This is a genomic window from Pseudoalteromonas sp. SCSIO 43095 (assembly GCF_023650455.1).
In the GTDB taxonomy this organism is placed as follows: domain Bacteria; phylum Pseudomonadota; class Gammaproteobacteria; order Enterobacterales; family Alteromonadaceae; genus Pseudoalteromonas; species Pseudoalteromonas tetraodonis.
Genome location: NZ_CP087995.1, coordinates 2,884,033 through 2,910,334, shown reverse-complemented (window position 1 = coordinate 2,910,334; position 26,302 = coordinate 2,884,033). Strand labels below are relative to the sequence as shown.

Sequence of the window (26,302 nt, the reverse complement as noted above, 5' to 3'; positions counted from 1 at the left end):
TACTGTGTAAATATCCCTCTGTGGTTGTAGATTTATTTTTACTATCCGCCCATCGTCATTTCTAATATGGGGGCTAGAAGGTTTCCCTCCCGACCAAGGCGAGTATGATAAACCTGCCGATAAGCAAATACATTTTTTACATAATCTCGGGTTTCTCTGTAAGGAATAAGTTCAACCCATAGCTCAGCCGGCATTGCCTCTTCAGGTATCCAGCGTTTAATACGATGGTACCCAGCGTTATAAGATGCTGTAGCTAGCACCTCATTGCCGTGGTTTTTCTTTTTTAAATACTGTAAATAACGAGTCCCAAGACGAATGTTGGTTTTTGGTTGATACAAACGACGATTAGAAACCGTGCCTTTATTAATATACTTTGCCGTACTTGGTAATAACTGCATTAACCCGCGTGCATTTGCATGAGAGCGCGCATCAGGTGCAAATGAGCTTTCGCGACGTGCAATGGCAATACTCCAAGTTAGGTCAATTTTGCTTCGCTTGCTATAACGCTCAAACATTTCTTGAAATGCAAAAGGGAAACGCAAATCCACATAATCCCATGCTTTTATTTTTGCTAGGGTGAATATAGTACTATCAAACCAATCCAGCTCGGCTGCAAGTACCGACGCAGCTAATTTTTCATCATCAGTTGAGGTATCAGTTAAATAATTCCACTCGCGTCGAGCGGCAGTAAAGCGCTCTAATTCATACAGGGCTTTGGCACGCTTAAAGCCCGGTGCGTTACTCACTCTTGTTACTAAAGCTTGATTTACATTAACGGGCAACTCATTTAAGTCAACCGGTATCCCCAAACGCGCAGCGGCTAAAAAACCGTAATAATCACGGTTAGCGGCCACTTTAGTCCAAATTGCCTTGGCTTTTTCATGATCTGCGCGTTTGTCATAACTATAAGCAAGCCAATACTGTTGCCCTAAGCTAAGATTTTCTTTACCTGTAAAAAATGCCGCAATTCCCTCCCAATCTTGGGTTTTGAGTAGATTAGCTAACTGCCATTGCATTAATTTACGATCTTGGCGCTCTTTAGGTACTTTATTTAAATAGAAGCTCGCTTGGCTATGGCCGCTCGACGCCAATGAAAGCGCAAAGGTATAATATACATCCGCTTTTTCATCATCAGTGTAATCAAATAACCCCTCAATTTTTTGCCACGCCTTTAATGCCAACTCTTTATCACGCCAAATTAAACGCTTAATACCATAAAGCGCTATTTCACCCTCTTTCACTGTTTTGCGCTTATAACGGTATAACCCCGCCGCTGCACTTGGGTCACGTCTTACTTTTGAGTATAAATCGGCTAAGTAGCGCTCATTGGCTGGCAACAATGTTTTTAAATAAGGCAGTAAACGATAAGACCCACCTTGTGCCGCTAAAGTGACCCGTTGCCAAACAACATCGGGCGTTAAATAACCATCTTGACGCCAGCGTTTAAAAAGGCCATCGCATTCACTGGGCTGCGACTCACCCACTGTCCATAAGTCGGTTACCTGATTGAGTATTGCTTTTTTAGGCGCACCAAGATCAAGCTGAAAAGTAAGGTGGGTACAAGTAAGCTCACTGTCAGAGGTTTCACGATAGTTTTTAATAAACGCTGCTTTTTGATTTCTGCGTTTTAAATAGTTTAACCATGCTTTACGCACTGGCCACTCTAATGGCGTATGTTCATAAATAGTGAGAAAATTTTCTATCTCTGTTTGGTGGGCTAAGCTGGGGTAACGTTCCCAATATGCTTTTTCAACATACGGTTTAAGCGGATGAGACAATGAATCTACCGCTTCTTTAAAATTTTGATAATTGCCATAGCGCGCCTGTTTTTCAGCGTCTAAAAATGCATCAATATCAGTTTTCGCATTGGCAGAGGTAAAAGAAAGAAATAGAGTCGCTGCCGCTACGCTTAATAAGTATTTTTTCATAATGTCCTTTAGGGCATGTAACCTTTAAGGCTGGCGAAGTGTGGCGAAGAGCAAGTAAACAACAGCACATACACAGCTGTACTATTTATTCTAATAAAACCCAAGCTATGAACACTAAGACAGCGCAATAAAATGAATAAAGAAAACTTTCAAACCCACCTTAGCACCAAACCAGCTATATTTTAACCAGACGTTTGTAACCAAGATAAATTTTTCGTTGCATTTTTAATTTAAAGCAAGCACACTGGTCTGAATATGAACTCATCGTACCAGTCTTAGTTCATCAACTAGGGAGAATAATAATGTTATATAAAAGCGATTCCTTTGAAGTTAGCTTCGTGAAGGAAAACATCGCCGAGTTTAAGTTTTGTGCTACAGGTTCTGTAAACACATTATCTCAACAAACTCTTTCAGATTGCGCGGCAGCATTAAAAGAATTAGCCGCTAACACTGATATTAAAGGCATGATTTTTACCAGTGATAAAGACCACTTTATTATTGGTGCCGATATCTTCGAATTTTTACCTACTTTTACTAAGCCTGAAGCAGAATTAGTAACGTGGATCAAAGATGCAACTGACGTTTTTGATGCAATTGAAGACTTACCATTCCCAACACTCAGTGCTGTAAACGGCTTGGCGCTTGGCGGCGGCTGTGAGTGGGCACTTGCTACCGATTATCGTGTTGCAAGTGACTCAGCAAAAATCGGTTTACCAGAAGTTAAATTAGGCATAATGCCTGGGTTTGGCGGTACAGTGCGTCTTCCGCGCATTATTGGTGCCGATAACGCGATGATGTGGATCACCACAGGTAACGAAAATCGCGCAGCTGATGCCCTTAAAGTAGGTGCATTTGACGCAGTAGTTAGTGCCAACAAACTACAAGAGTCAGGCATAGCAACATTAGAATTGGCGATTGCTGGCAAGCTAGATTGGCAAGCAAAACGCGCTATAAAATTACAACCGCTTAAATTAAACCGTGTTGAGCAAGGCATGAGCTTTGCAATGGCAGAAGGTATGGTTATGGGTAAAACCAAAGGCCACTATCCTGCTCCAGTTATGGCCGTTCGCACTATTAAAGCGGCAGCAAACTGCTCACGCGCCGAAGCAATGGCAATTGAAAATGCCAACTTTGCAAAGCTTGCTCGTACCAACGAAGCAGCCGCGCAAACAGGTATCTTTTTAGCGGATCAATACATTAAAGGTAAAGCACGTAAATTTGCTAAGCACAGCGATGTAGAAATTAAACAAGCTGCTGTTTTAGGCGCAGGTATTATGGGCGGCGGTATTGCATACCAATCTGCTTATAAAGGTACACCAATCATAATGAAAGATATCCAACAGGATGCACTTGATTTAGGTATGGGTGAAGCGTCTAAGCTATTAGGTGCAAAAGTTAAGCGCGGCCATATGCCGATGGAAAAAATGCTAGCAACGCTTAGCAAAATCAAACCAACGCTTAACGATGCAGACCTACAAAACGCCAACATTATTGTTGAAGCGGTAGTAGAGAACCCTAAAGTGAAGCAAGCCGTACTTGCTGATCTTGAAAAGAATATGCCAGAAGGCACTGTGCTCACGTCAAATACATCAACTATTTGTATTGACCTACTTGCAGAAGCACTTGAAAAACCAGAAAACTTCTGTGGTATGCACTTTTTCAACCCAGTACCAAAAATGCCATTAGTAGAAATTATCCGTGGTGCAAAAACCTCAGATAAAACTATTAATGCCGTGGTTGATTACGCACTTAAACTAGGTAAATCGCCGATTGTTGTTAACGATTGCCCAGGCTTTTTTGTAAACCGTGTTTTATTCCCTTACTTTGCAGGCTTTAGCAAATTAGTGGTTGAAGGCGCTAACTTTGCAAAAGTAGATAAAATCATGGAAAACGTATTTGGCTGGCCTATGGGTCCGGCTTACCTACTTGATGTAGTCGGTATTGATACGGCTTTCCATTGTACTGGCGTAATGGCAGACGGCTTCCCTGAACGTATGGCACGTGCAGAGAAAGATCCAGTGACTGTTTTTGCTAACGAAAAACGTTTTGGCCAAAAGAACAAAGCAGGTTTTTACAAGTACGAAACAGACCGTCGTGGTCGTCTTAAAAAATCGCATGACCAAACAGCGATTGAACTACTTGCACCAATTACAGACGCACCAAAAGAATTTGATAAACAAGAAATCATTGACCGTTGTATGATCCCAATGCTCAACGAAGTGCTACTTTGTTTACAAGAAGGCATTGTTGCTTCTCCTCAAGAAGCTGATATGGCACTTGTATACGGTGTTGGTTTCCCTCCATTTAGAGGCGGCGCGTTCCGTTACTTAGATCAAACAGGTTTAGCTAACTTTGTTGCAGCAGCAGACAAATACGCTCACCTAGGTGCGATTTACCAAGTATCAGAGCAAACTCGCAAGTGGGCTGAAGAAGGCCGTGTTTTCTATAAGGTGGAAGGTTAATATCATGAATAATCCAGTAATTGTAGATTGTATCCGCACACCAATGGGTCGCTCAAAAGGCGGCGTATTTAAAAACAAACGTGCGGAAGACTTAAGCGCTCATTTAATGAAAGGCTTATTAGAACGTAATCCAGCAGTTGACCCTGCGTCAATTGACGATATTTATTGGGGTTGTGTACAGCAAACTTTAGAGCAAGGCTTTAACGTTGCACGTAACGCATCTCTACTTGCAGGTATTCCACATTCAGTGCCAGCAACCACAGTTAACCGTTTATGTGGCTCATCAATGCAAGCATTGCATGACGCTGCTCGCGCTATTATGACTGGCGCTGGTGATACTTACCTAATTGGTGGTGTTGAACACATGGGCCACGTACCTATGACTCACGGTAACGACTTTCACCCTGGCCTAGCTACATCAATTGCACAAGCATCTGGCTCTATGGGTTTAACTGCTGAGTACCTTGCTACTATTCACGGTATTAGCCGTGAGCAACAAGATGAGTTTGCTTACCGCTCGCATCAACGTGCACATGCTGCAACAGTTGAAGGGCGTTTCCGCCGCGAAATTTTAGCAATGGAAGGTCACGATGCTGACGGTTCACTTATCCTTGTTGAAGATGATGAAGTAATTCGCCCTGAAACAACCGTTGAAGGTTTATCGCAGCTACGTCCAGTGTTTAACCCTGCTACGGGTTCTGTTACTGCGGGTACGTCTTCAGCACTTTCTGATGGCGCATCAGCGATGTTAGTGATGAGCGAAGAAAAAGCAAAAGAACTTGGCTTACCAATTCGTGCATATATTCGCGCGATGGCCGTTGCCGGTTGCGATCCATCAATCATGGGTTACGGCCCAGTACCAGCAAGTAAAAAAGCATTGGCACAAGCTGGTATTACTATTGATGACATCGATGTTGCTGAACTTAACGAAGCATTCGCAGCACAATCATTACCCGTACTTAAAGACTTAGGTTTAGCAGATGTGGTTGACGAAAAAGTGAATTTAAATGGCGGCGCTATCGCACTGGGTCACCCGCTGGGTTGTTCGGGTTCGCGTATCAGCACCTCACTTATTCACTTAATGGAAGACAAAAACGCAAAATACGGTTTAGCGACTATGTGTATTGGTTTAGGCCAAGGCATCGCAACTGTATTTGAACGTGTTCAAGACTAATTAGTGTTGAATATGTAAAACCAGCTTGGTGATTAAAAAGGCGAACTAGCGCAAGTTAGTTCGCCTTTTTTATGCCACCAGCTTTTGCAGGTTTAAAATGAATAATGTGATCGAGTACATTAAATTTATTTCAGATTATCTATTAATAAGTTGAGCTGTTTTGTTATACGTAAAATAGTTAACCAACAGCTTTATTTGCGCTAAACTACCCGACCTAACCAAGCCACGACTATTTTTACAGGTAATTTTTATGAGCTTTGATAACCCCGATCACCAATTAGATGCTATCGGCCTACGCTGCCCAGAACCTGTGATGATGATACGCGCTGCAATTCGCAAAATGAGCGATGGTGAAACACTGCTTATTATTGCCGACGACCCCTCAACTACCCGCGACATTCCCAGCTTTTGTACCTTTATGGATCACACGCTAGTGGCTAAAGAAGTTGAAGAATTACCGTATAGATATGTGGTGAAGAAAGGGTTGTAAAAATCATAGCTTTCCATACTTTTGAAGTGAAAAAAACTCGTAAAACTTTGAGTATGTAATTTTTATAGTGTATAAATACTTCATTAAGAGATTTTATCACGTGAATATATGCTTATCTATTTTAGTGCCGAGAATTTTAGATCAATAAATGATGCTGTTGAGCTCAACTTAAAAGCAGCTCCGAGATTAAGACGCCTTAAATCACACGTTCGTACACCTATTCCAAACAATGAAAAGTTAAAGGTTTTAAAAGGCAGCATTATATATGGCGCTAACGCTAGCGGTAAATCAAATATAATTAAAGCTATAGATTATGCTAAACGGTTAATCACTGGGAAAACTGAACTAACTTATTGCCCTAAATTGCGGAACTCTTATTTTGCCTTAAACGGTAATACGAGTAATGAAAGATCTTTCACATTTGAATTCACTTTTAACAAACGTTCATATGCATATTTTTTCAAAACTAAAGACGAAAAAATTTTAGAAGAAGAGCTGGTTTTAATCAATGGACAGAAAGAAATCATCATTTTTTATAGAAATGAAAATTCAGGTAAAGAAAAGTTTAATTCTGAATTTATAGAGAGTGGTTATCTAGGTAGTATTAGTAATAAGGAAAGTATCGAAGCTACTCTTGCAGAACTTAACTTTTTATATAAGTATACTCCCAAAAACACTTTATTTTTAGCAGAAGCATCTGAGAAATTCTTAGAGTCTTTTAACAATAAAGATCTTCGCCCAGATAATCCTATAGATATTTTTTTTCTACAACTGATTAACGCATTTTATTTTTTCAAAACATCGTTGATTACAATATTCCCAGAAACTAAATATTCAGGATCTCTACCTGAAATTAGGTCGGGAAACGGCCGCTATTTTGATTTGATCACGAAATTAGATACAGGCATAACAGATCTTACTGAGGTGGATGTTCCTTTAAGCGACTTTTCAAGTGACTTATTGAATGATATTGAAGAACAAATGAAAAGTGATTCAGACCCATTTACTTTCAAGTATGAGGGAGTTGAACATTTAGCTGAGTTTGATAAAGATAAGAACCAACTTAAAATAACTAAACTCGCTACGATACATAATGGGGGCGTTCAATTTGAGGTTGTTGATGAATCTGATGGAACCCAAAGATTATTAGACCTCATTCCAGCACTTCACAATGGCTCAGAATCTAAATTAGAAAGCTTATTAGATTTTACTTATATTATCGATGAGTTTGATCGTAGCCTCCACCCTATTATTTCCTATAGCTATATAGAAAATTTTTTAAACCAAAATAATAACGATCAAATTATAGCTACGACTCATGAAGCTGAGTTATTAGATAATGAGCTGTTAAGAAGAGATGAAGTTTGGTTTACTCAGAAAGAAAATGATGGCTCCACCAAGTTATATAGTTTAAATGATTATACAACTCGTCACGATAAAGATATTCATAAAGCATATTTAGACGGAGTCTTTGGTGGGATACCCAATATTGTTAGGAAATTTAAATAATGAGCTCAAGGAAGAGAAGTGGGAGTAGATATAGCAAAAAAATAGATATCCAATATTTTTTAGTTTCTTATGAGGGTGGTGAAGACGAAAGAAAGTATTTTGAGAGTATGAAGAACACTATAAGTAGGCAGTTTGAAAACTTAGTTTTCTTTATCCCAGTAGAGAAATCAGACGTACACCATAGCTCACCACAACATGTTTTAAAAGACTTAGAAAATAAAGCCAACCAGATGAACTATAAACTTAAAAGTGATAATGTTTATGGGTTCATAGCTTTTGATGTTGACCATTATTTCTCACAAGCTCATCAAAGAAGTACTAAAACAACGATTCAGGAAGCTAAGCAAAAAGGTGTATACTTAATAATTAGTAATCCAGCATTTGATGTATGGCCACTCCTTCATTATGAAAATATTGCTCTTCTAGATGAAAATACTAAAAAGCAACTCATTACAAACTCAAACCAGTTTTTAAAAAAAAGAATGAGAAAAACTTTAGATGATAATAACTCAGTTATTTCTGACTTAATCCCAAATACAGCTATCGCAATTGAAAATAATCATTCATTACAGTTTGACCTAACAGACCCTCCAAAAAATCTAGGTACTTCAATGCAGCAATTAATAGAATTAATTAAGCCATATTTAATAACAAGCTGAAAAGATCAGCTTGTTATCTTCCCTTATTTCTTCGTTATTGTCACTTGCGGCTCATCGTAGTCACTAAAATCAATGCTGACTATGTACGACCCTTTTATAGCTGGTGTGTAGCTAAAATAATTATAAATGGTATTACAGTCGGCGCGTGTTGATTGGCCGAGTGTTAGGCTTTGCCCTGATGGCTGTGAATCGCTGTAGCCACAGTTAAAGCCTTCACTAAAATCTGCATCCGCTATTTTGAATTCGTACACTTTGCCTGGGGTCGAAAACCTAACTTGGGCTTGGTAAAGCGCAGGCCCAACTTGTTTAAATTGATATTGAGGTTCGGCATCCCATAATGTGAAGTCCCCTCTTAAATAAATACTGCGATCCAATTCTTGCTGCGGTAACACATCGTTAATTGAAATTTGGCTGGTACAGGCACTCAATAGGCCCACTAAGGCTAACGTGAAAATGCGTTTCATTGGGAGCTTCATGATGAATCCTCTATTAACTAATATAAATAAAACACTAAAAAGCCAGCATTATGCTGGCTTTTTTAATAGCTGTTAGCTGTTATTTTTGTAATACAGAAATATCTGCAATTTCTAAAAATAACCCACTTAACTGACTTAAAAGCGCAAGGCGGTTTTGCTTAACCGCTTCATCGTCGGCCATAACCATGACATTGTCAAAAAAGTTATCAACACTGTCACGAATGCCTGCTAATTGGCTTAATGCCTCTTGGTAGTTTCCATCGCTGTACAGTGGTGCTAAATCAGTGGCAAATTTTGCAACTTGCGCAGCCAATACTTTTTCTGCGTCATCACTTAATAAGCTCTGATCAACATTACCTTGCGTTGTAATGTTGTTTTTAGCCAGAATGTTACTTACACGCTTATTAGCGGCTGCAAGCGACTCTGCGGCGTCTAACGTACGGAAATGGCTCACGGCTTTAACTCGGCGATCAAAATCAACAGGCTTCGTTGGACGGCGCGCAAGTACCGCTTGAATTACATCTACCTCAATGCCTTCATCTTGATACCAAGCACGGAAACGCCCTAGCATAAAGTCAAACACATCCGTTGATACATTTAGGTTAGTCAGCTTTTCACCAAACAAGGTTTGTGATTTAGCAACCAGGTCTAAAATATCAAGTGGTAGCTGCTTTTCTACCATGATACGTAATGCACCAATGGCCGCACGACGAAGTGCAAATGGGTCTTTATCACCTTTTGGTGCTTGGCCTATACCAAAAATACCCACCAGCGTGTCAAACTTATCTGCAATAGCCACTGCACAGCTGATCAAACTCGTTGGTAAGTTATCGCCGGCAAAGCGTGGCATGTACTGCTCGTTTTGCGCAACAGCGACATCTTCAGCTTCACCGTCATGACGTGCGTAATGCATTCCCATTACACCTTGTACGTCGGTAAATTCCATCACCATTTCGGTCATTAAATCGGTTTTACTTAATAAGCCAGCACGCGCTGCTAGTGCTTTATCTGCACCGAGTTGCTCTGCAATGTAACCTGCAAGTTCACTGATACGCTGTGACTTATCTTTAAGTGTGCCTAACTGCTTTTGGAATAAAACGCTGTCTAGCGACTCAAGTCGGCTTTCAAGTGTTTTCTTTTTATCTGTTTCAAAGAAGAACTGCGCATCAGCTAAACGCGGGCGCACTACTTTTTCGTTACCAGAAATAACCACACTTGGATCTTTACTTTCGATGTTAGAAACAAACAAAAACTTATTTAAAAGTTTGCCGTTTTGATCTAATAACGGAAAGTATTTTTGATCGTCTTTCATGGTGTAAATAAGCGCTTCGGCTGGCACATCTAAAAATGCTTCTTCAAATGTAGCTGTTAGCGTTACTGGCCATTCAACCAATGAAGTAACTTCTTCAAGTAAATCTTCATCCATAGCAACTACCGCATTAACTGCTTTTGCTGCGCCTTCTATTTGCGCACGAATTTGTGCTTTACGCTGTTCGTAGTCAGCTATCACGTAAGCTGATTTAAGTACGTCAAACACATCATCAGCATGGTTAATGCTAATTTTTTCTGGATGATGAAAACGATGGCCTTGCAGTTGATTGCTCACTTGCTTACCCAGTATCTCACCTTCTATTAGCTCACTACCCAGTAAAATAGTGACTGTATGCACAGGGCGAATAAATTGTGTTTTATTCGCGCCCCAACGCATTGGTTTAGGAATAGGTAATTTAGCAAGCGCTTTACTAATTGCATCAGCCATTAGTAATTTGGTTTCTTGCCCTGCAACTTTAGCAATGTGCAATAACCATGCGCCTTTATCTGTTTCTAGTGTTTGCGCATCTTTTACTTCAATCCCACAACCACGAGCCCAACCCATGGCTGCTTTGGTTGGTTTACCTTCAGCATCAAATGCTGCTTTAGTTGCAGGGCCACGTTTTTCAACTTCTTTGTCTTGTTGTTTAGCTTCGAGTGCTTTTACTTGTAAACCTAAACGACGAGGCGATGCATACCAGCTCACACCTTGGTGACCTAGTTCTAGGCTTTCTAATTCTGCTGTTAAGTTTGCAGCAAAGGCTTCGGCTAATTTTCGAAGTGATTTTGGTGGCAACTCTTCGGTGCCAATTTCTACTAATAAATTTTCTGCTGACATGCTTACTTATCCTTACAAAGCGGGAAACCAAGCGCTTCACGTGCATCGTAATAACTTTGTGCACACGCTTTTGATAATGCACGAACGCGTAAAATGTAACGTTGACGCTCGGTTACTGAAATAGCATGGCGTGCGTCTAATAAGTTAAATGCGTGCGATGCTTTCATTACTTGCTCGTAGGCAGGTAATGGTAAGTTTGCTTCAATTAGCTTTTGGCTCTCAGCTTCACATTTATCGAACTGTGCAAATAAGTCGGCTACGTTTGCATGTTCAAAATTATAAGTAGACTGCTCTACTTCGTTTTGATGGAATACATCACCGTAGGTTACGCGCCCTAATGGACCGTCTGCCCATACTAAGTCGTAAATGCTATCTACGCCTTGAATATACATTGCTAAACGCTCTAGGCCGTAGGTAATTTCACCTGTGACCGGTGAGCATTCTAAGCCGCCCACCTGCTGGAAGTAAGTAAACTGGGTTACCTCCATACCATTTAACCAAATTTCCCAGCCCAGTCCCCATGCACCCAGCGTTGGTGATTCCCAGTTATCTTCTACAAAGCGCACTTCGTGAGTGAGGGTATCAATACCCATCGCCGCTAAAGAGCCTAAATAAAGCTCTTGGATATTATCTGGAGATGGCTTTAACACAACTTGGAATTGGTAGTAATGTTGTAAGCGGTTTGGGTTTTCACCGTAACGACCATCGGTAGGACGACGACACGGTTGAACGTATGCGCTCGACATTGGCTCTGGGCCAATTGATTTTAAAAATGTTTGTGGGTGAAATGTCCCTGCGCCCACTTCCATGTCAAGTGGTTGAATAATGACACAGCCTTGCTGTGCCCAATAATCCTGTAAAGCCAGGATCAAACCTTGAAAGGTTTTAACGTCATATTTTTGCATATTTGGCTTTTTACTATCTGAGAAGTAGCGTGAAAATTACTCTCAGTATACCTTGTGTACACTCAGGTTTTAAGCAGTTTGTGCGTTTGAAAAAATAAAAAAGGAGCCTAAGGCTCCTTTTTTGTGATTACGATAATGTTTTATACGTCTAAGTTAACCACACGCAGTGCGTTCGTTTCAATAAACTCACGACGCGGCTCAACTTGATCGCCCATTAACGTAGCAAACAATTGATCCGCTGCAACAGCATCTTCAATCGTCACTTGCAACATACGGCGTGCGCTTGGATCCATGGTGGTTTCCCAAAGTTGATCTGGGTTCATTTCACCTAGTCCTTTATAGCGTTGAATGTAGATCCCACGCTTAGACTCTGCGATCAACCATTCCAATGCATCCACAAAGTTATCAACAGGTTTTGTTTTTTCACCACGTTGGATATATGCACCTTCTGTGATGATATTAGCAATATTTTTACCTGTTAGAGCAATGCGTTGGTAGTCTCTTGATGTAATAAAGTCATAATGAAGTACGTGCGCTTTATCCACACCATGCTGACGAATATTCACAACTGGATAATACAGGTTGCGCTCTGTATCGTGCTCAGTTCCGGCATGGAAAATAGTTGCATCTTCATCACGTTCAATTAAGTCATCAACCAGCTCTTTAGTCCAAGCAATTACCTTAGCTTCGTCTGAAAGGTCTTCTTTTTTCAGTTCACTTTGGTAAATCAAACGGTTCATAACCGTATTCGGATACTTACGCTTTAAGCGCTCGATAACTTTAACCGTGTTTTGATAATCGTGAACAATCGATTCTAATGCTTCACCATCAACCGCCTCTGCGCTATCACTGGTATACAATGCTGCATTGCTTAGCGCTAACGATGTAAGGTAATCAACTAATGCTGGATCATCTTTAATATAGCGCTCTTGCTTGCCTTTTTTCACTTTATAAAGTGGAGGCTGAGCAATATAAATGTAACCACGTTCAACAATTTCCGGCATTTGACGGTAAAAGAATGTTAGTAGCAAGGTACGAATGTGAGAACCATCCACGTCGGCATCGGTCATGATTATGATACGGTGGTAACGTAGTTTTTCAGGGTTATATTCGTCACGGCCAATACCACAACCTAGTGCAGTAATTAGCGTTGCCACTTCTTGCGAAGATAGCATTTTATCAAAACGTGCTTTTTCTACGTTTAAGATTTTACCTTTAAGCGGAAGAATCGCTTGATTCTTACGGTTACGACCCTGCTTGGCTGAACCGCCAGCTGAGTCACCCTCCACTATGTATAGTTCAGATTGAGCTGGATCTTTTTCTTGGCAATCAGCTAATTTACCTGGTAAACCAGCTAAGTCCATAGCGCCTTTACGACGTGTCATTTCACGTGCTTTACGCGCTGCTTCACGGGCGCGTGCTGCATCAATAATTTTGCCAACAACAATTTTTGCATCCAATGGGTTTTCCAATAAAAACTCAGTGAATTTTTCAGCCATTGCTTGCTCAACTGCCGACTTAACTTCGCTAGAAACTAGCTTGTCTTTTGTTTGCGATGAGAACTTTGGATCAGGTACTTTAACACTCACAACTGCAGTTAAGCCTTCACGCGCATCATCGCCCGTTGCATTACTGGTTGTTTTAGCTTTTTTGTTAAAGCCTTCTTTTTCCATGTAGTTATTAAGCGTACGCGTTAGCGCCGATCTAAAACCAGCTAAGTGAGTACCACCATCACGTTGAGGAATATTATTTGTGAAACAGTAAATGTTTTCTTGGAATGCATCATTCCACTGCATTGATACTTCTACACTAATACCATCTTCTTCACGTTCGTGAGTAAAATGGAATACCCCTTTATGCACTGGTGTTTTATTGCGGTTTAGGTATTCTACGAATGCTCTGATACCGCCTTCGTACTTAAAGTGGTCGCTTTTATTTTCCTCGCGTTCATCGCTTAATATGATACTTACACCTGAATTCAAAAACGACAACTCGCGTAAACGCTTTGCCAAAATATCATAATGAAAATCAAGGTTAGTGAACGTTTCGCCACTTGGCCAAAAACGAATTTCAGTACCATTTGTTTCAGAATCACCTATTACAGCTAGAGGTGCATCAGGTACACCCATAGTGTAAAACTGCTCATGAAGTTTACCTTCACGACGAATGGTTAGTTTTAACTTTTCTGATAATGCATTTACTACCGATACACCAACACCGTGTAAGCCACCTGATACTTTATAAGAGTTATCATCAAACTTACCACCGGCGTGTAGCACCGTCATAATTACTTCAGCTGCAGATACACCTTCTTCTTCATGTATAGAAGTAGGAATACCACGGCCGTTATCTCTTACAGATACCGAACCGTCTAAGTGAATAGTGACATAAATATCATCGCAGTGACCCGCCAAGGCCTCATCGATAGAGTTATCAACGACCTCAAACACCATGTGGTGTAAGCCCGTACCATCATCGGTGTCCCCTATATACATACCAGGACGCTTTCTTACTGCATCTAATCCTTTAAGTACTTTAATACTCGACGAATCATAATTCTCAGACATGGTTAATCCCACTTATCTTGTTATTAGGTTGCCATGTTTCACGTGGAACATTTTTAGTTCTCGTTGCATGGGTTCCACCACAGCAGAAATACTTTCAGATAAAATTGAAGAAATAAATATTTGAGAACTACAGTGAGTCAATAACTGGCCCACTTTCTCTTTTGTATCTTCGCTTAGTTCTGAAGGTAGATCATCTATTAGCAATATAGATTGCTTATCTGTCTCTGACTCAATTAAACTATTTTGCGTTACTTTTAACGCATACAACAATAACTTTAATTGCCCGCGTGAGAATACATTCTCAACACTGCTGCCAGCGACACTAAAACTAAAATCAGCCTTATGAGGGCCTTTACTTGTAAAGCCTTGGCGAGCATCTCGCTCAAAACATTGCTCTAACGCATCACAAAGAGATTCAGTCTCTTTCCAGCCCGCATTGAAGCTAATTTCTAAATCGCGTATTAGCGTTAATTCTGCACACATTTTATCAAAAAATTGCTGCTTAAACCTAGTTATATACGCGATTCTTAATTTATTTATTTGTTCTGCCAGTCTAACAAATTCTTTGTCCCAAAACTTGATTTGGTCAAAATAATTCTTAGGCTTAGATTTTAATAAGGCGTTGCGTTGTTTAAGCACTTTATTAAACGATTGCCATAAGAAAAAAAACTCATGTTCCACGTGGAACAAACCTAAGTCTAAAAACTTTCTGCGCTCCTTAGGCCCGCCAAAAAATAGTGAGTAGCTTTCTGGTGTTATTATTTGTACCGGCATTAACTGGGCAAGTTCAGATACTTTTCGACTCGCCTTACCTTGTATTTTTAAATTGGTTTCACCCGCTTGGGTTTTACTAATACCAATAGGGATAGATAAATCGTATAACGCTTTGCGGCCATGAATAACAAACTGATCTTGATGATGAGCTATGATGCTTTTATGTTTAGAGGTTCGAAAAGATTTGCCGTGAGAAAGGTAATAAATAGCCTCTAAAAGGCTGGTTTTTCCGCTGCCGTTTTCACCATAAATTATATTAACGCCATTAACTGGTTCTAGCGTCAATGCCTCAATATTACGAAAATATTTGAGGCTCAAATGACTTAAGCTCATTATGTATATATGATCTTATAAACGCATTGGCATAACAACGTACATAGCTTCTTCATCGCCGGCACCTTCTATAAGTGCACTGCTATTTGAATCGGCAAGCGTAAATAATACATCTTCGGTTTTTAATGTATTTAGTACATCTAATACGTAAGACACATTAAAGCCTATTTCTAGGTCATCACCCTCGTACATTATTTCAACCACTTCTTCAGCTTGCTCTTGCTCTGGGTTGTTGGCTGTAATTTTTAATAAACCGTTTGATAAATTTAAACGCACACCACGAAACTTTTCGTTCGATAAAATAGACACACGCTGAAACGCATTACGAAGCCATTCACGATTCGCAGTAATTACTTTATCGCCACCTCGAGGTAAAACACGACGGTAGTCAGGGAATCGACCATCAACTAATTTACTTGTAAAGGTAAATTCAATATCAATAATACGAATGTGGTTAGCACCAAACTGAATAGTGACTAACTCTTGGTCGGCCACCATTAAGCGCATAATTTCTTGCACGCCTTTGCGCGGTATAATTAATTGGCGCTGTGTATTTAATGACTGACCTAGTTGCTTTTGTGCAATCGCTAAACGGTGCCCATCAGTGGCAACTGTCTTTATATCGCTGTTATCAACTTCAAACGACATGCCGTTTAAATAATAACGCACATCTTGGTTTGCCATTGAAAAGTGCGTGCTTTCAAGTAATTTACGTAACTCTAAACGCGTTAGTTGAAATTCAACTTCACCATCCCACTGCTCTAAATTAGGAAAATCTTCAGCAGCTAAAGTGGTCAGTGAAAAACGACTTTTACCACTGGTTAAAAGTAGCTGATGGTCTTGCAAGCTTAAAGTAAGATCAGACCCATCCGGTAAACTTTTACAAATATCGAGTAACTTTTTAGCTGGTAATGTGAGTTTAGTATCGGCAACATCATCACCTACAAATACACTCGCCACTAATTCAATTTCAAGGTCGGTCCCTGTCATTGAAAGCTGGCCATTCTCTACCACGAGTAATACGTTAGATAAAATAGGTAACGTATGCTTACGCTCTATGGCACCCGATACTTGCACCAATGGTTTTAAAAATTGTTCTCTTGATATTGTTATTTGCATAATAAAGTCAGCCCTAAGATGACAATGTTCTTATTAAATTTTGGTAATCTTCTTTAATCTCGTGGCTTTCGTCACGTAGTGATTTAACTTTGCGACACGCGTGCAATACTGTTGTATGGTCGCGTCCACCAAAGGCATCCCCAATCTCAGGTAAGCTGTGATTAGTGAGTTCTTTAGAGAGTGCCATGGCAACTTGGCGAGGCCTTGCTATAGAGCGGCTACGGCGCTTAGACAGTAAATCAGACACACGTATTCTATAGTATTCTGCAACCGTACGTTGAATGTTATCTATGGTGACTAGTTTGTCTTGCAGCGCCAATAAATCACGCAGTGCTTCTTTTACAAAGTCGATAGAAATTGGGCGACCGGTAAAGTTTGCGTTAGCAATTACACGGTTTAATGCACCTTCAAGCTCACGTACGTTTGAGCGTAATTTTTTAGCAATAAAAAATGCCACTTCATGCGGTAAATTAATTTTACTTTGCTGGGCTTTTTTCATCAAAATGGCAACGCGTGTTTCAAGCTCTGGCGGCTCAATCGCGATAGTTAATCCCCAACCAAAACGAGATTTAAGGCGATCTTCAACCCCTTCTATCTCTTTAGGATAACGGTCAGAGGTTAAAATAATTTGCTGGTTACCTTCTAATAATGCATTAAAGGTATGAAAGAACTCTTCTTGTGAACGTTCTTTATTAGCAAAAAACTGAATGTCATCAATCATGAGTGCATCAACACTGCGGTAATAACGCTTAAATTCTTCAATCGCATTATTTTGCAGTGCTTTAACCATGTCTTGCACAAAGCGTTCTGAATGCATGTAGACAATTTTAGCATCTGGCTTATTGGCCATAATACCGTTGCCTACCGCGTGTAATAAATGCGTTTTACCTAAGCCCGTACCACCGTAAATAAAAACAGGGTTAAATGCAGAGCCAGGATTATCAGCTACCTGAGTGGCAGCCGCTTTTGCTAATTGGTTAGATTTACCCTCAACAAAACTGTCAAAGGTATAGTTTTCTTTAATATTTGATTTATAACCCGATTTAGGAGCGGGCTCAACAACTGGTTTTTGTTCTCGTGGTTGTTGTTTTACCGTTGCTTGCGTACTTGGTGCTGATTGTGTTTCAACTACCGGCGCAGCTTGTGCATTTAATAGCGGCTTGCTGCCTACATCAAAGCGTAACTCTGGTGCTTCTACACCACAAATTTCAACCAGTAACTCATTTATTCTATTTAGGTATTTTTCTCTTACCCAATCAAGTACGAAACGATTAGGCGCATAAATCGTCAAGGTATCTTCGGTACTTTCTGCTTGAAGTGGTCTGACCCACATACTAAATTGCTGCGAAGGCAATTCATCTTGCAATACATATAAACAACTTTGCCAAACCGACAGATACACAGTAAAACTCCCAGAGATATAATTTTTATTCCCGCACATCAATAATGATTCAAAAATCACACCTGTATTGCGTTTAAATGGCTCAATAAGCAGCCCAAGACCGACTATTATGAATGCACTTTATCCACAAGTAAAAGATTGATTTTTGTAAAATTGTTGATATCGATGTATAAATATAATAACAGACTGATTTAAATAGCTTTTTATTTTAAAGCTTGATTAGAGATCATAACAAAACTGGCAGCAGATCGCGACCACAATTTACGATCTAATTTACTTTTCCCATGCTTTTATTCACTTTTTATACAGGGGCTGTGGAAAACTTCTTATTTATGATGATCCTATCGGATCATGAAAATTGATCATAAATAAACATGCTTTACGCACTCTATTATGATTGACTTTTCGTCACTTCATCTATAATATCTCGCGCTCGCAATGGCACCTGTGCCAGGATCGCGACCTGCATAGGATGTTTTAACTTTAACCGATCGGATGAGATTGTTATGAAAAGAACTTTTCAACCTAGCGTTTTAAAACGCAAACGTACACACGGTTTCCGTGCTCGTATGGCAACTGTAAATGGCCGTAAAGTATTAGCTCGTCGCCGTGCTAAAGGCCGCAAAGTTCTTTCTGCTTAATTTATAAGTGGAAGACTTTAGCTTTGGCAGGGAGTTACGTCTATTAACTCCCTCGCATTACTCTCGCATATTTAACGAACCCGCTCGGGCTGCAACTCCTTTCTTTACCTTATTAGCAAAACCAAGTGACCAGTCTAAACCTAGGTTAGGCCTTACTGTTGCTAAAAAACGTGTAAAAAAGGCATGTCAACGAAACCGTATTAAACGTCTTGCTCGCGAAAGTTTTCGTTTAAACCAACATACTCTCGATAATATTGATATTGTGTTGATGGTAAAAAGTGGCATTGATGAACAGTCTAATGAAGAATTAACCAAACAACTAACAAAGTTGTGGCGTAAGATTAATGAACGCTGCAAACCTGGTGCCCCTAAACCGCCACCATTTAAAAAACGCCCAAACAAATCAGCTAAATCGACTAAACAAACCCAATAGCAATAGAATTACAGGGTTAATTAAGGTATCTTTAGCTCACCTTTTAATCATGCGTTTAAAATCTCATAGTGAGTCTTTAAATACATGGTATCTATTCACTAAACATAACGTAGGGGCATGTACAACATGAGGTTACTTAAACCACTTGCTGCGTTACCAACACGTTGTTTAGTTTTATTTATCCGCGGTTATCAAAAGTGGATTAGCCCGCTATTAGGTCCGCATTGTCGTTTTAATCCAACATGCTCTAGTTACGCTATTCAAGCAATAAATTTGCATGGATCGGTAAAAGGGAGTTGGTTAGCTGTTAAACGCATATTAAAATGCCATCCTTTACATTCAGGTGGAGACGACCCCGTTCCTGAAAAATTAACCCGTATTAACCACCAACACGAGAAATAAGAGCTGTTATGGAATCGCAACGCACGTTTTTATTCATCGGCCTAATGCTAGTGTCGTTTTTATTATTTCAAGAATGGAATAATGACTACAACACACCAAAAGCCGATCCTAGTGCCACTACACAAACACTAAAAGCAAACTCACCGGAATCAGATGATTATGTTCCAGCTTCATCAGACTCTGGTTTACCTGCTTCAACTACTTTAGCTAAACGCTCAGTCATTGATATTACAACTGACGTGTTCAAAGTTAAAATTGACACCAAAGGCGGTGACATTGTTGAAACAAACTTAATTAATTATAAAGAAACCAAAGGCAGTGATGTTCCTTACATGCTACTTGGTGAGTTTGATGGTAAACAATACTTTTCACAAAGTGGTTTAATAGGTTTAAATGGCCCAGATGCATCTGCAAATGGTCGTCCTACTTATCAATCAGAGCAAACCTCTTACACCTTAACAGGTGATGAGCTTCGCGTTCCACTGCAATTTACCGACAGCAACGGTGTAAGCTTTACTAAGACTTATGTATTCAAAAAGGGTCAGTATGATGTTGGCTTAGAATATAAAGTTAACAACACCACCAGCGCGCCTGTACAAGTACAGCTTTACACACAAATAAAGCGTACCGTACAAGAAAAAGGCAGCATGGTTGATCAAAACTATTTAGGGGCTGCATACGGTACAGATGAGGAACCATACGAAAAGTATAGTTTTTCAGATATGGCCGATAAAAACCTAAACATTAATACCCAAGGTGGTTACGTTGCCTTTATTCAGCATTACTTTGTAAGTGCTTGGGTACCAATGCAAGATCAAGCGAATACACTTTATAGTTTAATCACTAAAAGTAACGCAGCTATTATTGGTGTTAAAGACGAAGCGGTAAATGTTCAAGCTGGTAGTGAACAAGTACTTACTGCAACTTATTACATGGGCCCTAAAGAGTCAGATAAACTTGAAGCGATTCACACTGACCTAGACTTAACCGTTGATTACGGTTGGTTATGGTTTATCTCTCAGCCGTTATTTGTACTATTAAAATGGTTACACAGCATTTTAGGTAACTGGGGTGTAGCAATTATTGCCATCACTATTATCGTTAAAACATTAATGTATCCACTGACTAAAGCACAGTACACCTCAATGGCTAAAATGCGTGCGTTACAGCCTAAGATGAAAGCGCTAAAAGAAAAGTATGGCGATGATCGTCAAAAATTCGGCCAAGCGACCATGGAAATGTACCGTAAAGAAAAAGTAAACCCTATGGGTGGCTGTTTCCCTATTTTACTCCAAATGCCAATCTTCTTAGCCTTGTTCTATGTATTCTTAGAGTCTACAGAACTTCGTCACGCTGAATTTGTACTTTGGCTAACTGACCTTTCTGCAAAAGACCCATACTACGTATTACCAATCTTATTTGGTGCGAGTATGTTTATAACGCAAAAACTACAACCTATGACGGTTACCGATCCAATGCAGCAAAAAATGATGACCTTTATGCCGGTTATCTTCTCTGTGTTCTTCTTATGGTTCCCATCTGGTTTAGTACTTTACTGGTTAGTGTCTAACCTTATTTCTATTGTCCAGATGTTGATCATCTACCGTGGCATGGAAAAAAAAGGAATTAAAGTAAGGGGCGATTAAACTCCCTACTTATATAAAGGCGACTTAGGTCGCCTTTTTTATTGTCAATTTTTTATAACAGCATTCGCGAGTGCCTATTTGATAGGTTACAATACCGCCATTACGTTATTTAAGTTGGCAAATAAACCGCATGATCAATCACGATACAATTGCAGCACAAGCCACTGCCCCAGGCCGAGGCGGTGTTGGTATTATTCGCGTTTCAGGAAACCTAGCCAAACAGGTTGCTGAAAAAATAATAGGCAAAGTCCCTAAAGTTCGTTATGCCGACTATGTGCCATTTAACACCCTTGCAGGTCAGCAACTTGACCAAGGTATTGCGATTTACTTTGCTGGCCCAAACTCATTTACCGGTGAAGATGTACTCGAACTGCAAGGCCATGGTGGCCCTGTTGTCCTTGATATGCTACTTAAAGAAATAAGTAAAATAGACGGTGTACGTTTAGCAAAGCCTGGTGAATTCTCTGAGCGTGCGTTTATGAACGACAAGCTTGATTTAACTCAAGCAGAAGCAATCGCCGACTTAATTAATGCAACCAGTGAGCAAGCAGCTAAAAGCGCCCTACAGTCACTTCAAGGCCAATTCTCTAAGCACATAGAAACCCTAGTAGAAAAAGTCATTCACTTACGTATGTATGTGGAAGCAGCTATTGATTTTCCTGACGAAGAAATCGATTTTTTATCAGACGGAAAAGTGGGCGGTGATTTAAATGCCATTATTGAGCAGCTTAATGCCGTAACCAATCAAGCCAAACAAGGCAGCATAATGCGCGAGGGTATGCGCGTCGTAATTGCTGGTCGCCCTAATGCAGGTAAATCAAGCTTACTTAATGCATTAGCAGGACGAGAAGCGGCCATCGTAACAGAAATAGCCGGCACCACTCGAGACGTACTACGTGAGCATATACATATAGATGGTATGCCACTACATATAATCGACACCGCAGGCCTGCGTGAAAGCCCAGATCGCGTTGAACAAATAGGTATTGAACGAGCCTGGGATGAAATAAACCAAGCCGATCGGGTATTATTTATGCTTGATGGCACCGATACAACCGATACCGACCCTCATGCTATTTGGCCAGAATTTATGGCTAAGTTACCCCAAGGTATGGGCGTGACCGTGATCAGAAACAAAGCCGATTTATCAGGTGATGTAGTCGGTATGGATCAAAAGCAACAATATCCGGTCATCAGTTTAAGTGCTAAAAATGCTGACGGTATAGAACTTGTGCGTGAGCACTTAAAAGCCTGTATTGGTTTTGATGGGGCCACAGAGGGTGGATTTATGGCGCGTCGTCGTCACTTAGATGCCCTTGAGCATGCAGCCTACCACTTAGATACCGGTAAAACACAATTAGAAATGCATGTGGCCGGTGAAATTTTGGCTGAAGAACTGCGTTTAACGCAGCAGTATCTTAACGAAATAACTGGTGAATTTACCTCAGATGATCTACTTGGCAAAATATTTAGCTCGTTCTGTATCGGTAAATAGTCGAATTAATAAGTAACAATATAATTTATTAAGGGTGCTTAGGCGCCCTTTTCCATGCCTAATATTTACAATAACAACTCACCTAGCTGTGCTTTAATAATCCACTTTAAAAACCAAACAGACTACAAATACAGTTTAAGCTGCACTTATATCAGCCTCAATTCGCCTTTAATAATGTACATAAAAAATGTAACAACGCTAATAATCACAGCTATTAGCGGCTAAAACGTTTTCATTTATAGAACAAAATAACTGTAGTTATGCTTATTAAACACTCTAAAACTGAAGCTATAGCATTGGTTATCCATGTTTGAATAGGGGGAATTATCAAGTCATAAAATAAAACGTAACTAAAAAATACGTTTTGTTCGTCTACACCACCAGCAAAATTCAGTTAAATATTCACTTTAGATCACTCAAATTTATTTTTTTGCAGATCAGTTATCCACAATTGCGTGTTTTTTTGCCTCAGAGATAAATTAAACGTCTTTAAAATGGGGAAATAAGCTGTATTTAATTAAAAAAGGGCTGTTTATAAAAAATAATAATGGTTATTTAACCTGATCTGACTAAATAGATCATTTTTTAAAATTATTTTCGATCCCAATTTAAGGTTATCAACAAGCTTTATATCCACATTAAGATCAACAAGCATCTATACGTTTATTTTCAATCGCTGGTGGCAAATACTAAATATAAAATCAATGACTTAGCAATAAAACTGCAACTTTAATTGATAGTTAAGCAGAGCTTTCCCCAACCTTATCAACAACTTGATCAGAAGATTACATTTAAAGATATTTTGTTAAACCTTTAATTATCAGGTAGTTAAACAGTACATTTGAGTGAAGGCTTAAATAAGTACAAAAATAGTTATACAAAATAGCACTCTTAACTTTACTGTTATACTCACTGGGCTATCATAGGCGGCAATTAAAACTAATAGTGATCACAAATATTCATGAGTTCAGTAAATCTTATCGTTGGTAGTCAAATGGGATCCGCAGAATACGTTGCCGAGCAACTAAGCGATGCGCTTAATAGCCAAGGTATTAATACCCAACTACATGATCAACCTGAATTTAGTGAAATAGATCAGCAAAATACCATTTGGTTAATTTGTACATCAACCTATGGTGCGGGTGATTACCCAGAAAACCTTATTAACTTTGTTGATGAGTTATCTCAAGTTGATGATTTATCGCACTTAAAGTACACGGTCATCGCTTTAGGTGATACCAGTTATGACACGTATAACCTTGCAGGGCGTAATATAGATACGCTTTTAAGCCAAAAAGGCGCGATACAATTAGCACCGCGCTTAGAACTGAATATTCTTGATGAAGCACTTCCAGAAGATACGGCCTTAGCTTGGTTAGACTCGTGGATAGCAAAAACAGGTCTAAAATAGAAAGATCAAGTAAAAAGTTATAAATAAAGTTACCCACAATTTACTAATAATTTAAAAAATTTTGTGGATAAACACTGATTAAACTGCTTTTTTAACCATGCTTATCCATGGGATAAGATCGAGACTTGATCGGCCTGTGCATAACAGCCTGTTTTGATCAGAGCTTATTTGCCTGAAGATCCGATCATATTAACACCTTTAGATCCGATCTAATTATATGTTTTTAATCATGATCTAAAGCTTATCAACAGAAAACCCGATCAGTAGTAGTAATAGTATTAAAAGATCTCTTTAAAAGATCCTTTATATTATTAGAGATCACTTACTTAGATCTTGAGCACTGTTTAATCATTTATCTTCTGCTAATTTCTAGGTAGAATACGCTCCCTTTTGAAGTTTACTGGTTTGATTTAAGTAGGATCCCATTAATGATTTTTCACGAAAATTTTGACGTTATCGTAGTAGGTGGTGGACATGCTGGCACTGAAGCCGCATTGGCAGCTGCCCGTATGGGGATGAATACCCTGCTGCTGACTCACAATATGGATACCCTTGGTCAAATGTCTTGTAACCCAGCGATTGGTGGCATTGGCAAAGGCCACTTAGTTAAAGAAATTGATGCCCTGGGTGGCGCAATGGCTCAGGCTATTGACAAAGGCGGGATCCAATTCCGTACGCTTAATTCTTCTAAAGGCCCTGCTGTACGAGCTACTCGTGCTCAAGCGGATCGTGCTTTGTACAAAGCGGCTATTCAGAACACACTTCAAAACCAAGAAAACTTAAAGATTTTTCAACAATCATGTGATGATCTTATCGTTGAAAACAACCGTGTAACCGGTGTCGTTACCCAAATGGGTCTGCGTTTCAGTGCTCCTAGTGTAGTACTAACCGTAGGCACATTCTTAGGTGGCCAAATTCATATCGGTCTTGAAAACTTTAAAGGTGGCCGTGCAGGCGATCCACCTTCAATTGCATTGGCTGATCGTTTACGCGAACTTCCATTTAGAGTGGATCGTTTAAAAACCGGCACACCACCACGTATTGATGCACGCACTGTTGATTTTTCTAAAATGCAAGAACAACCAGGTGATGCACCAACACCGGTATTCTCATTTATGGGTAAACAAAGTGATCACCCACAACAAATTCCGTGTTACATCACTTACACAAATGAAAAAACACATGATGTTATTCGCAAAAACTTACATCGCTCACCTATGTACTCAGGTGTTATCGAAGGAATAGGCCCACGTTACTGTCCGTCTATTGAAGATAAAATTGTCCGTTTTGCTGATAAAGATAAGCACCAGATATTTGTAGAGCCAGAAGGCTTAACGTCATACGAGTTATATCCTAACGGTATTTCAACCAGCTTACCGTTCGATGTGCAGTTAGAAATTGTGCAATCGATCACCGGATTTGAAAATGCACATATCTGTCGTCCTGGCTATGCTATTGAGTATGACTTTTTTGATCCGCGCGACTTAAAACAATCATTAGAAACTAAATTTATTGATGGTTTATTTTTTGCTGGTCAGATTAATGGTACTACCGGTTACGAAGAAGCGGGCGCACAAGGTCTGATCGCAGGTATGAATGCAGCCTTACAAGTACAAGGTAAAGAATCGTGGACGCCACGTCGTGATGAAGCTTATGTTGGTGTATTAATTGACGACTTAGCAACACTGGGTACAAAAGAACCGTACCGCATGTTTACTAGCCGTGCTGAATACCGTTTGTTACTACGTGAAGACAACGCTGATATACGTTTAACTGAAAAAGGCCGTGAATTAGGTTTAGTTAACGATGAACGTTGGCAAGCATTCAACGAAAAAATGGAAGTGATCGCTAAAGAAAAACAGCGTATTAAAGATACCTGGATCCATAAAGATCATGCGGTTGTTGATCAAGTAAATGAATTACTTAAAACTCCACTTGTACGTGAAGCCAGCTTAGAAGAATTATTACGCCGACCTGAAGTGCGTTATAACGACTTGATGGCCATTGAAGGACTCGGATCTGAGTTTACCAATAAGGCCGCTTTAGAGCAGGTTGAAATTCATACGAAGTACGCAGGTTACATTGCACGCCAGCAAGATGAGATCAATAAGCAGCTTCGTCATGAAGAAACAATTTTACCAAAAGAGTTTGATTATAAAACCGTCTCTGGTTTATCAAATGAAGTTGTTGCTAAGCTAATTGATGCTCGTCCAGACACTATTGGTCAAGCTTCGCGTATTTCTGGTATCACCCCAGCGGCGATTTCGCTATTATTAGTGTATCTGAAGAAGCAAGGCTTGTTGCGCAAAACTGCGTAACAGTAAAGG

Annotated in this window: 20 protein-coding genes; 12 read left to right on the top strand and 8 right to left on the bottom strand. The window is 39.7% G+C overall.

What is annotated here, in order from left to right; all coding sequences use genetic code 11:
- Positions 1 to 41 precede the first annotated feature (41 nt).
- Entirely contained in the window at positions 42 to 1,928 is a 1,887-nt protein-coding gene (locus tag LOC50_RS13690) for a lytic transglycosylase domain-containing protein (RefSeq protein ID WP_036980738.1), read from the bottom strand.
- A 302-nt stretch (positions 1,929 to 2,230) separates the two neighbouring features.
- On the opposite strand from LOC50_RS13690, the gene fadB reads away from it, so the two are divergent.
- From fadB to LOC50_RS13665, 5 genes are all read left to right on the top strand, one after another.
- The gene (fadB, locus tag LOC50_RS13685; RefSeq protein WP_250653369.1) at positions 2,231 to 4,390 is read left to right on the top strand and encodes a fatty acid oxidation complex subunit alpha FadB; all 2,160 of its coding nucleotides are present in this window, start codon (positions 2,231 to 2,233) and stop codon (positions 4,388 to 4,390) included.
- Between the two features lie 4 nt (positions 4,391 to 4,394).
- Positions 4,395 to 5,564, top strand: a complete 1,170-nt coding sequence (gene fadA / locus LOC50_RS13680) for an acetyl-CoA C-acyltransferase FadA (protein WP_013463651.1) — start codon at positions 4,395 to 4,397, stop codon at positions 5,562 to 5,564.
- Positions 5,565 to 5,814: 250 nt separating this feature from the next.
- A complete protein-coding gene (gene tusA, locus LOC50_RS13675; RefSeq protein ID WP_036980734.1) occupies positions 5,815 to 6,054 on the top strand; it encodes a sulfurtransferase TusA in 240 nt (79 codons plus the stop codon).
- Positions 6,055 to 6,162: 108 nt separating this feature from the next.
- Positions 6,163 to 7,563 carry an AAA family ATPase gene (locus tag LOC50_RS13670; protein WP_250653368.1) on the top strand — a complete coding sequence of 467 codons (1,401 nt, stop codon included), beginning with the start codon at positions 6,163 to 6,165 and terminating at the stop codon, positions 7,561 to 7,563.
- A complete protein-coding gene (locus tag LOC50_RS13665; RefSeq protein WP_250653367.1) occupies positions 7,563 to 8,222 on the top strand; it encodes an RloB family protein in 660 nt (219 codons plus the stop codon). Before LOC50_RS13670 ends, LOC50_RS13665 begins: the two co-directional genes overlap by 1 nt.
- A gap of 23 nt (positions 8,223 to 8,245) precedes the next feature.
- Here the strand turns inward: LOC50_RS13665 and LOC50_RS13660 are convergent, their stop codons facing one another.
- The 7 genes from LOC50_RS13660 to dnaA form a co-directional block, all read right to left on the bottom strand.
- Positions 8,246 to 8,698, bottom strand: coding sequence for an early set domain-containing protein (locus LOC50_RS13660; protein ID WP_024601485.1), 453 nt, complete (start codon positions 8,696 to 8,698; stop codon positions 8,246 to 8,248).
- Between the two features lie 79 nt (positions 8,699 to 8,777).
- Positions 8,778 to 10,847 (bottom strand): glycine--tRNA ligase subunit beta, encoded by a 2,070-nt coding sequence (glyS, locus tag LOC50_RS13655; protein ID WP_250653366.1) that lies wholly within the window; start codon positions 10,845 to 10,847, stop codon positions 8,778 to 8,780.
- Between the two features lie 2 nt (positions 10,848 to 10,849).
- Positions 10,850 to 11,752, bottom strand: a complete 903-nt coding sequence (gene glyQ, locus LOC50_RS13650; protein WP_250653365.1) for a glycine--tRNA ligase subunit alpha — start codon at positions 11,750 to 11,752, stop codon at positions 10,850 to 10,852.
- Between the two features lie 140 nt (positions 11,753 to 11,892).
- Entirely contained in the window at positions 11,893 to 14,319 is a 2,427-nt protein-coding gene (gyrB, locus tag LOC50_RS13645) for a DNA topoisomerase (ATP-hydrolyzing) subunit B (RefSeq protein WP_036980730.1), read from the bottom strand.
- A 12-nt stretch (positions 14,320 to 14,331) separates the two neighbouring features.
- Positions 14,332 to 15,426 (bottom strand): DNA replication/repair protein RecF, encoded by a 1,095-nt coding sequence (gene recF, locus LOC50_RS13640; RefSeq protein WP_250653364.1) that lies wholly within the window; start codon positions 15,424 to 15,426, stop codon positions 14,332 to 14,334.
- A 15-nt stretch (positions 15,427 to 15,441) separates the two neighbouring features.
- A complete protein-coding gene (dnaN, locus tag LOC50_RS13635; protein WP_036980725.1) occupies positions 15,442 to 16,545 on the bottom strand; it encodes a DNA polymerase III subunit beta in 1,104 nt (367 codons plus the stop codon).
- A 13-nt stretch (positions 16,546 to 16,558) separates the two neighbouring features.
- Complete coding sequence (dnaA, locus tag LOC50_RS13630; protein ID WP_036980723.1) at positions 16,559 to 17,947, bottom strand: chromosomal replication initiator protein DnaA; 1,389 nt, start codon at positions 17,945 to 17,947, stop codon at positions 16,559 to 16,561.
- Positions 17,948 to 18,453: 506 nt separating this feature from the next.
- Between dnaA and rpmH the strand changes: the two genes are divergently transcribed.
- The 7 genes from rpmH to mnmG all read left to right on the top strand — a co-directional run bounded on the left by rpmH (position 18,454) and on the right by mnmG (position 26,293).
- Positions 18,454 to 18,588 (top strand): 50S ribosomal protein L34, encoded by a 135-nt coding sequence (rpmH, locus tag LOC50_RS13625; RefSeq protein ID WP_008112968.1) that lies wholly within the window; start codon positions 18,454 to 18,456, stop codon positions 18,586 to 18,588.
- A gap of 7 nt (positions 18,589 to 18,595) precedes the next feature.
- Entirely contained in the window at positions 18,596 to 19,021 is a 426-nt protein-coding gene (gene rnpA / locus LOC50_RS13620; protein WP_008467046.1) for a ribonuclease P protein component, read from the top strand.
- A gap of 126 nt (positions 19,022 to 19,147) precedes the next feature.
- A complete protein-coding gene (gene yidD / locus LOC50_RS13615; RefSeq protein WP_024601490.1) occupies positions 19,148 to 19,423 on the top strand; it encodes a membrane protein insertion efficiency factor YidD in 276 nt (91 codons plus the stop codon).
- Positions 19,424 to 19,431: 8 nt separating this feature from the next.
- On the top strand, positions 19,432 to 21,069 hold the full coding sequence (gene yidC, locus LOC50_RS13610) for a membrane protein insertase YidC (RefSeq protein ID WP_036980721.1): 1,638 nt from the start codon (positions 19,432 to 19,434) through the stop codon (positions 21,067 to 21,069).
- Positions 21,070 to 21,199: 130 nt separating this feature from the next.
- Positions 21,200 to 22,564: a tRNA uridine-5-carboxymethylaminomethyl(34) synthesis GTPase MnmE gene (gene mnmE, locus LOC50_RS13605; RefSeq protein WP_138626202.1), complete on the top strand. Its 1,365-nt coding sequence runs from the start codon at positions 21,200 to 21,202 to the stop codon at positions 22,562 to 22,564.
- A gap of 961 nt (positions 22,565 to 23,525) precedes the next feature.
- The gene (locus tag LOC50_RS13600; protein ID WP_024601476.1) at positions 23,526 to 23,975 is read left to right on the top strand and encodes a flavodoxin domain-containing protein; all 450 of its coding nucleotides are present in this window, start codon (positions 23,526 to 23,528) and stop codon (positions 23,973 to 23,975) included.
- Positions 23,976 to 24,403: 428 nt separating this feature from the next.
- The gene (gene mnmG, locus LOC50_RS13595; RefSeq protein WP_013466270.1) at positions 24,404 to 26,293 is read left to right on the top strand and encodes a tRNA uridine-5-carboxymethylaminomethyl(34) synthesis enzyme MnmG; all 1,890 of its coding nucleotides are present in this window, start codon (positions 24,404 to 24,406) and stop codon (positions 26,291 to 26,293) included.
- The last annotated feature ends 9 nt before the right edge of the window (positions 26,294 to 26,302 follow it).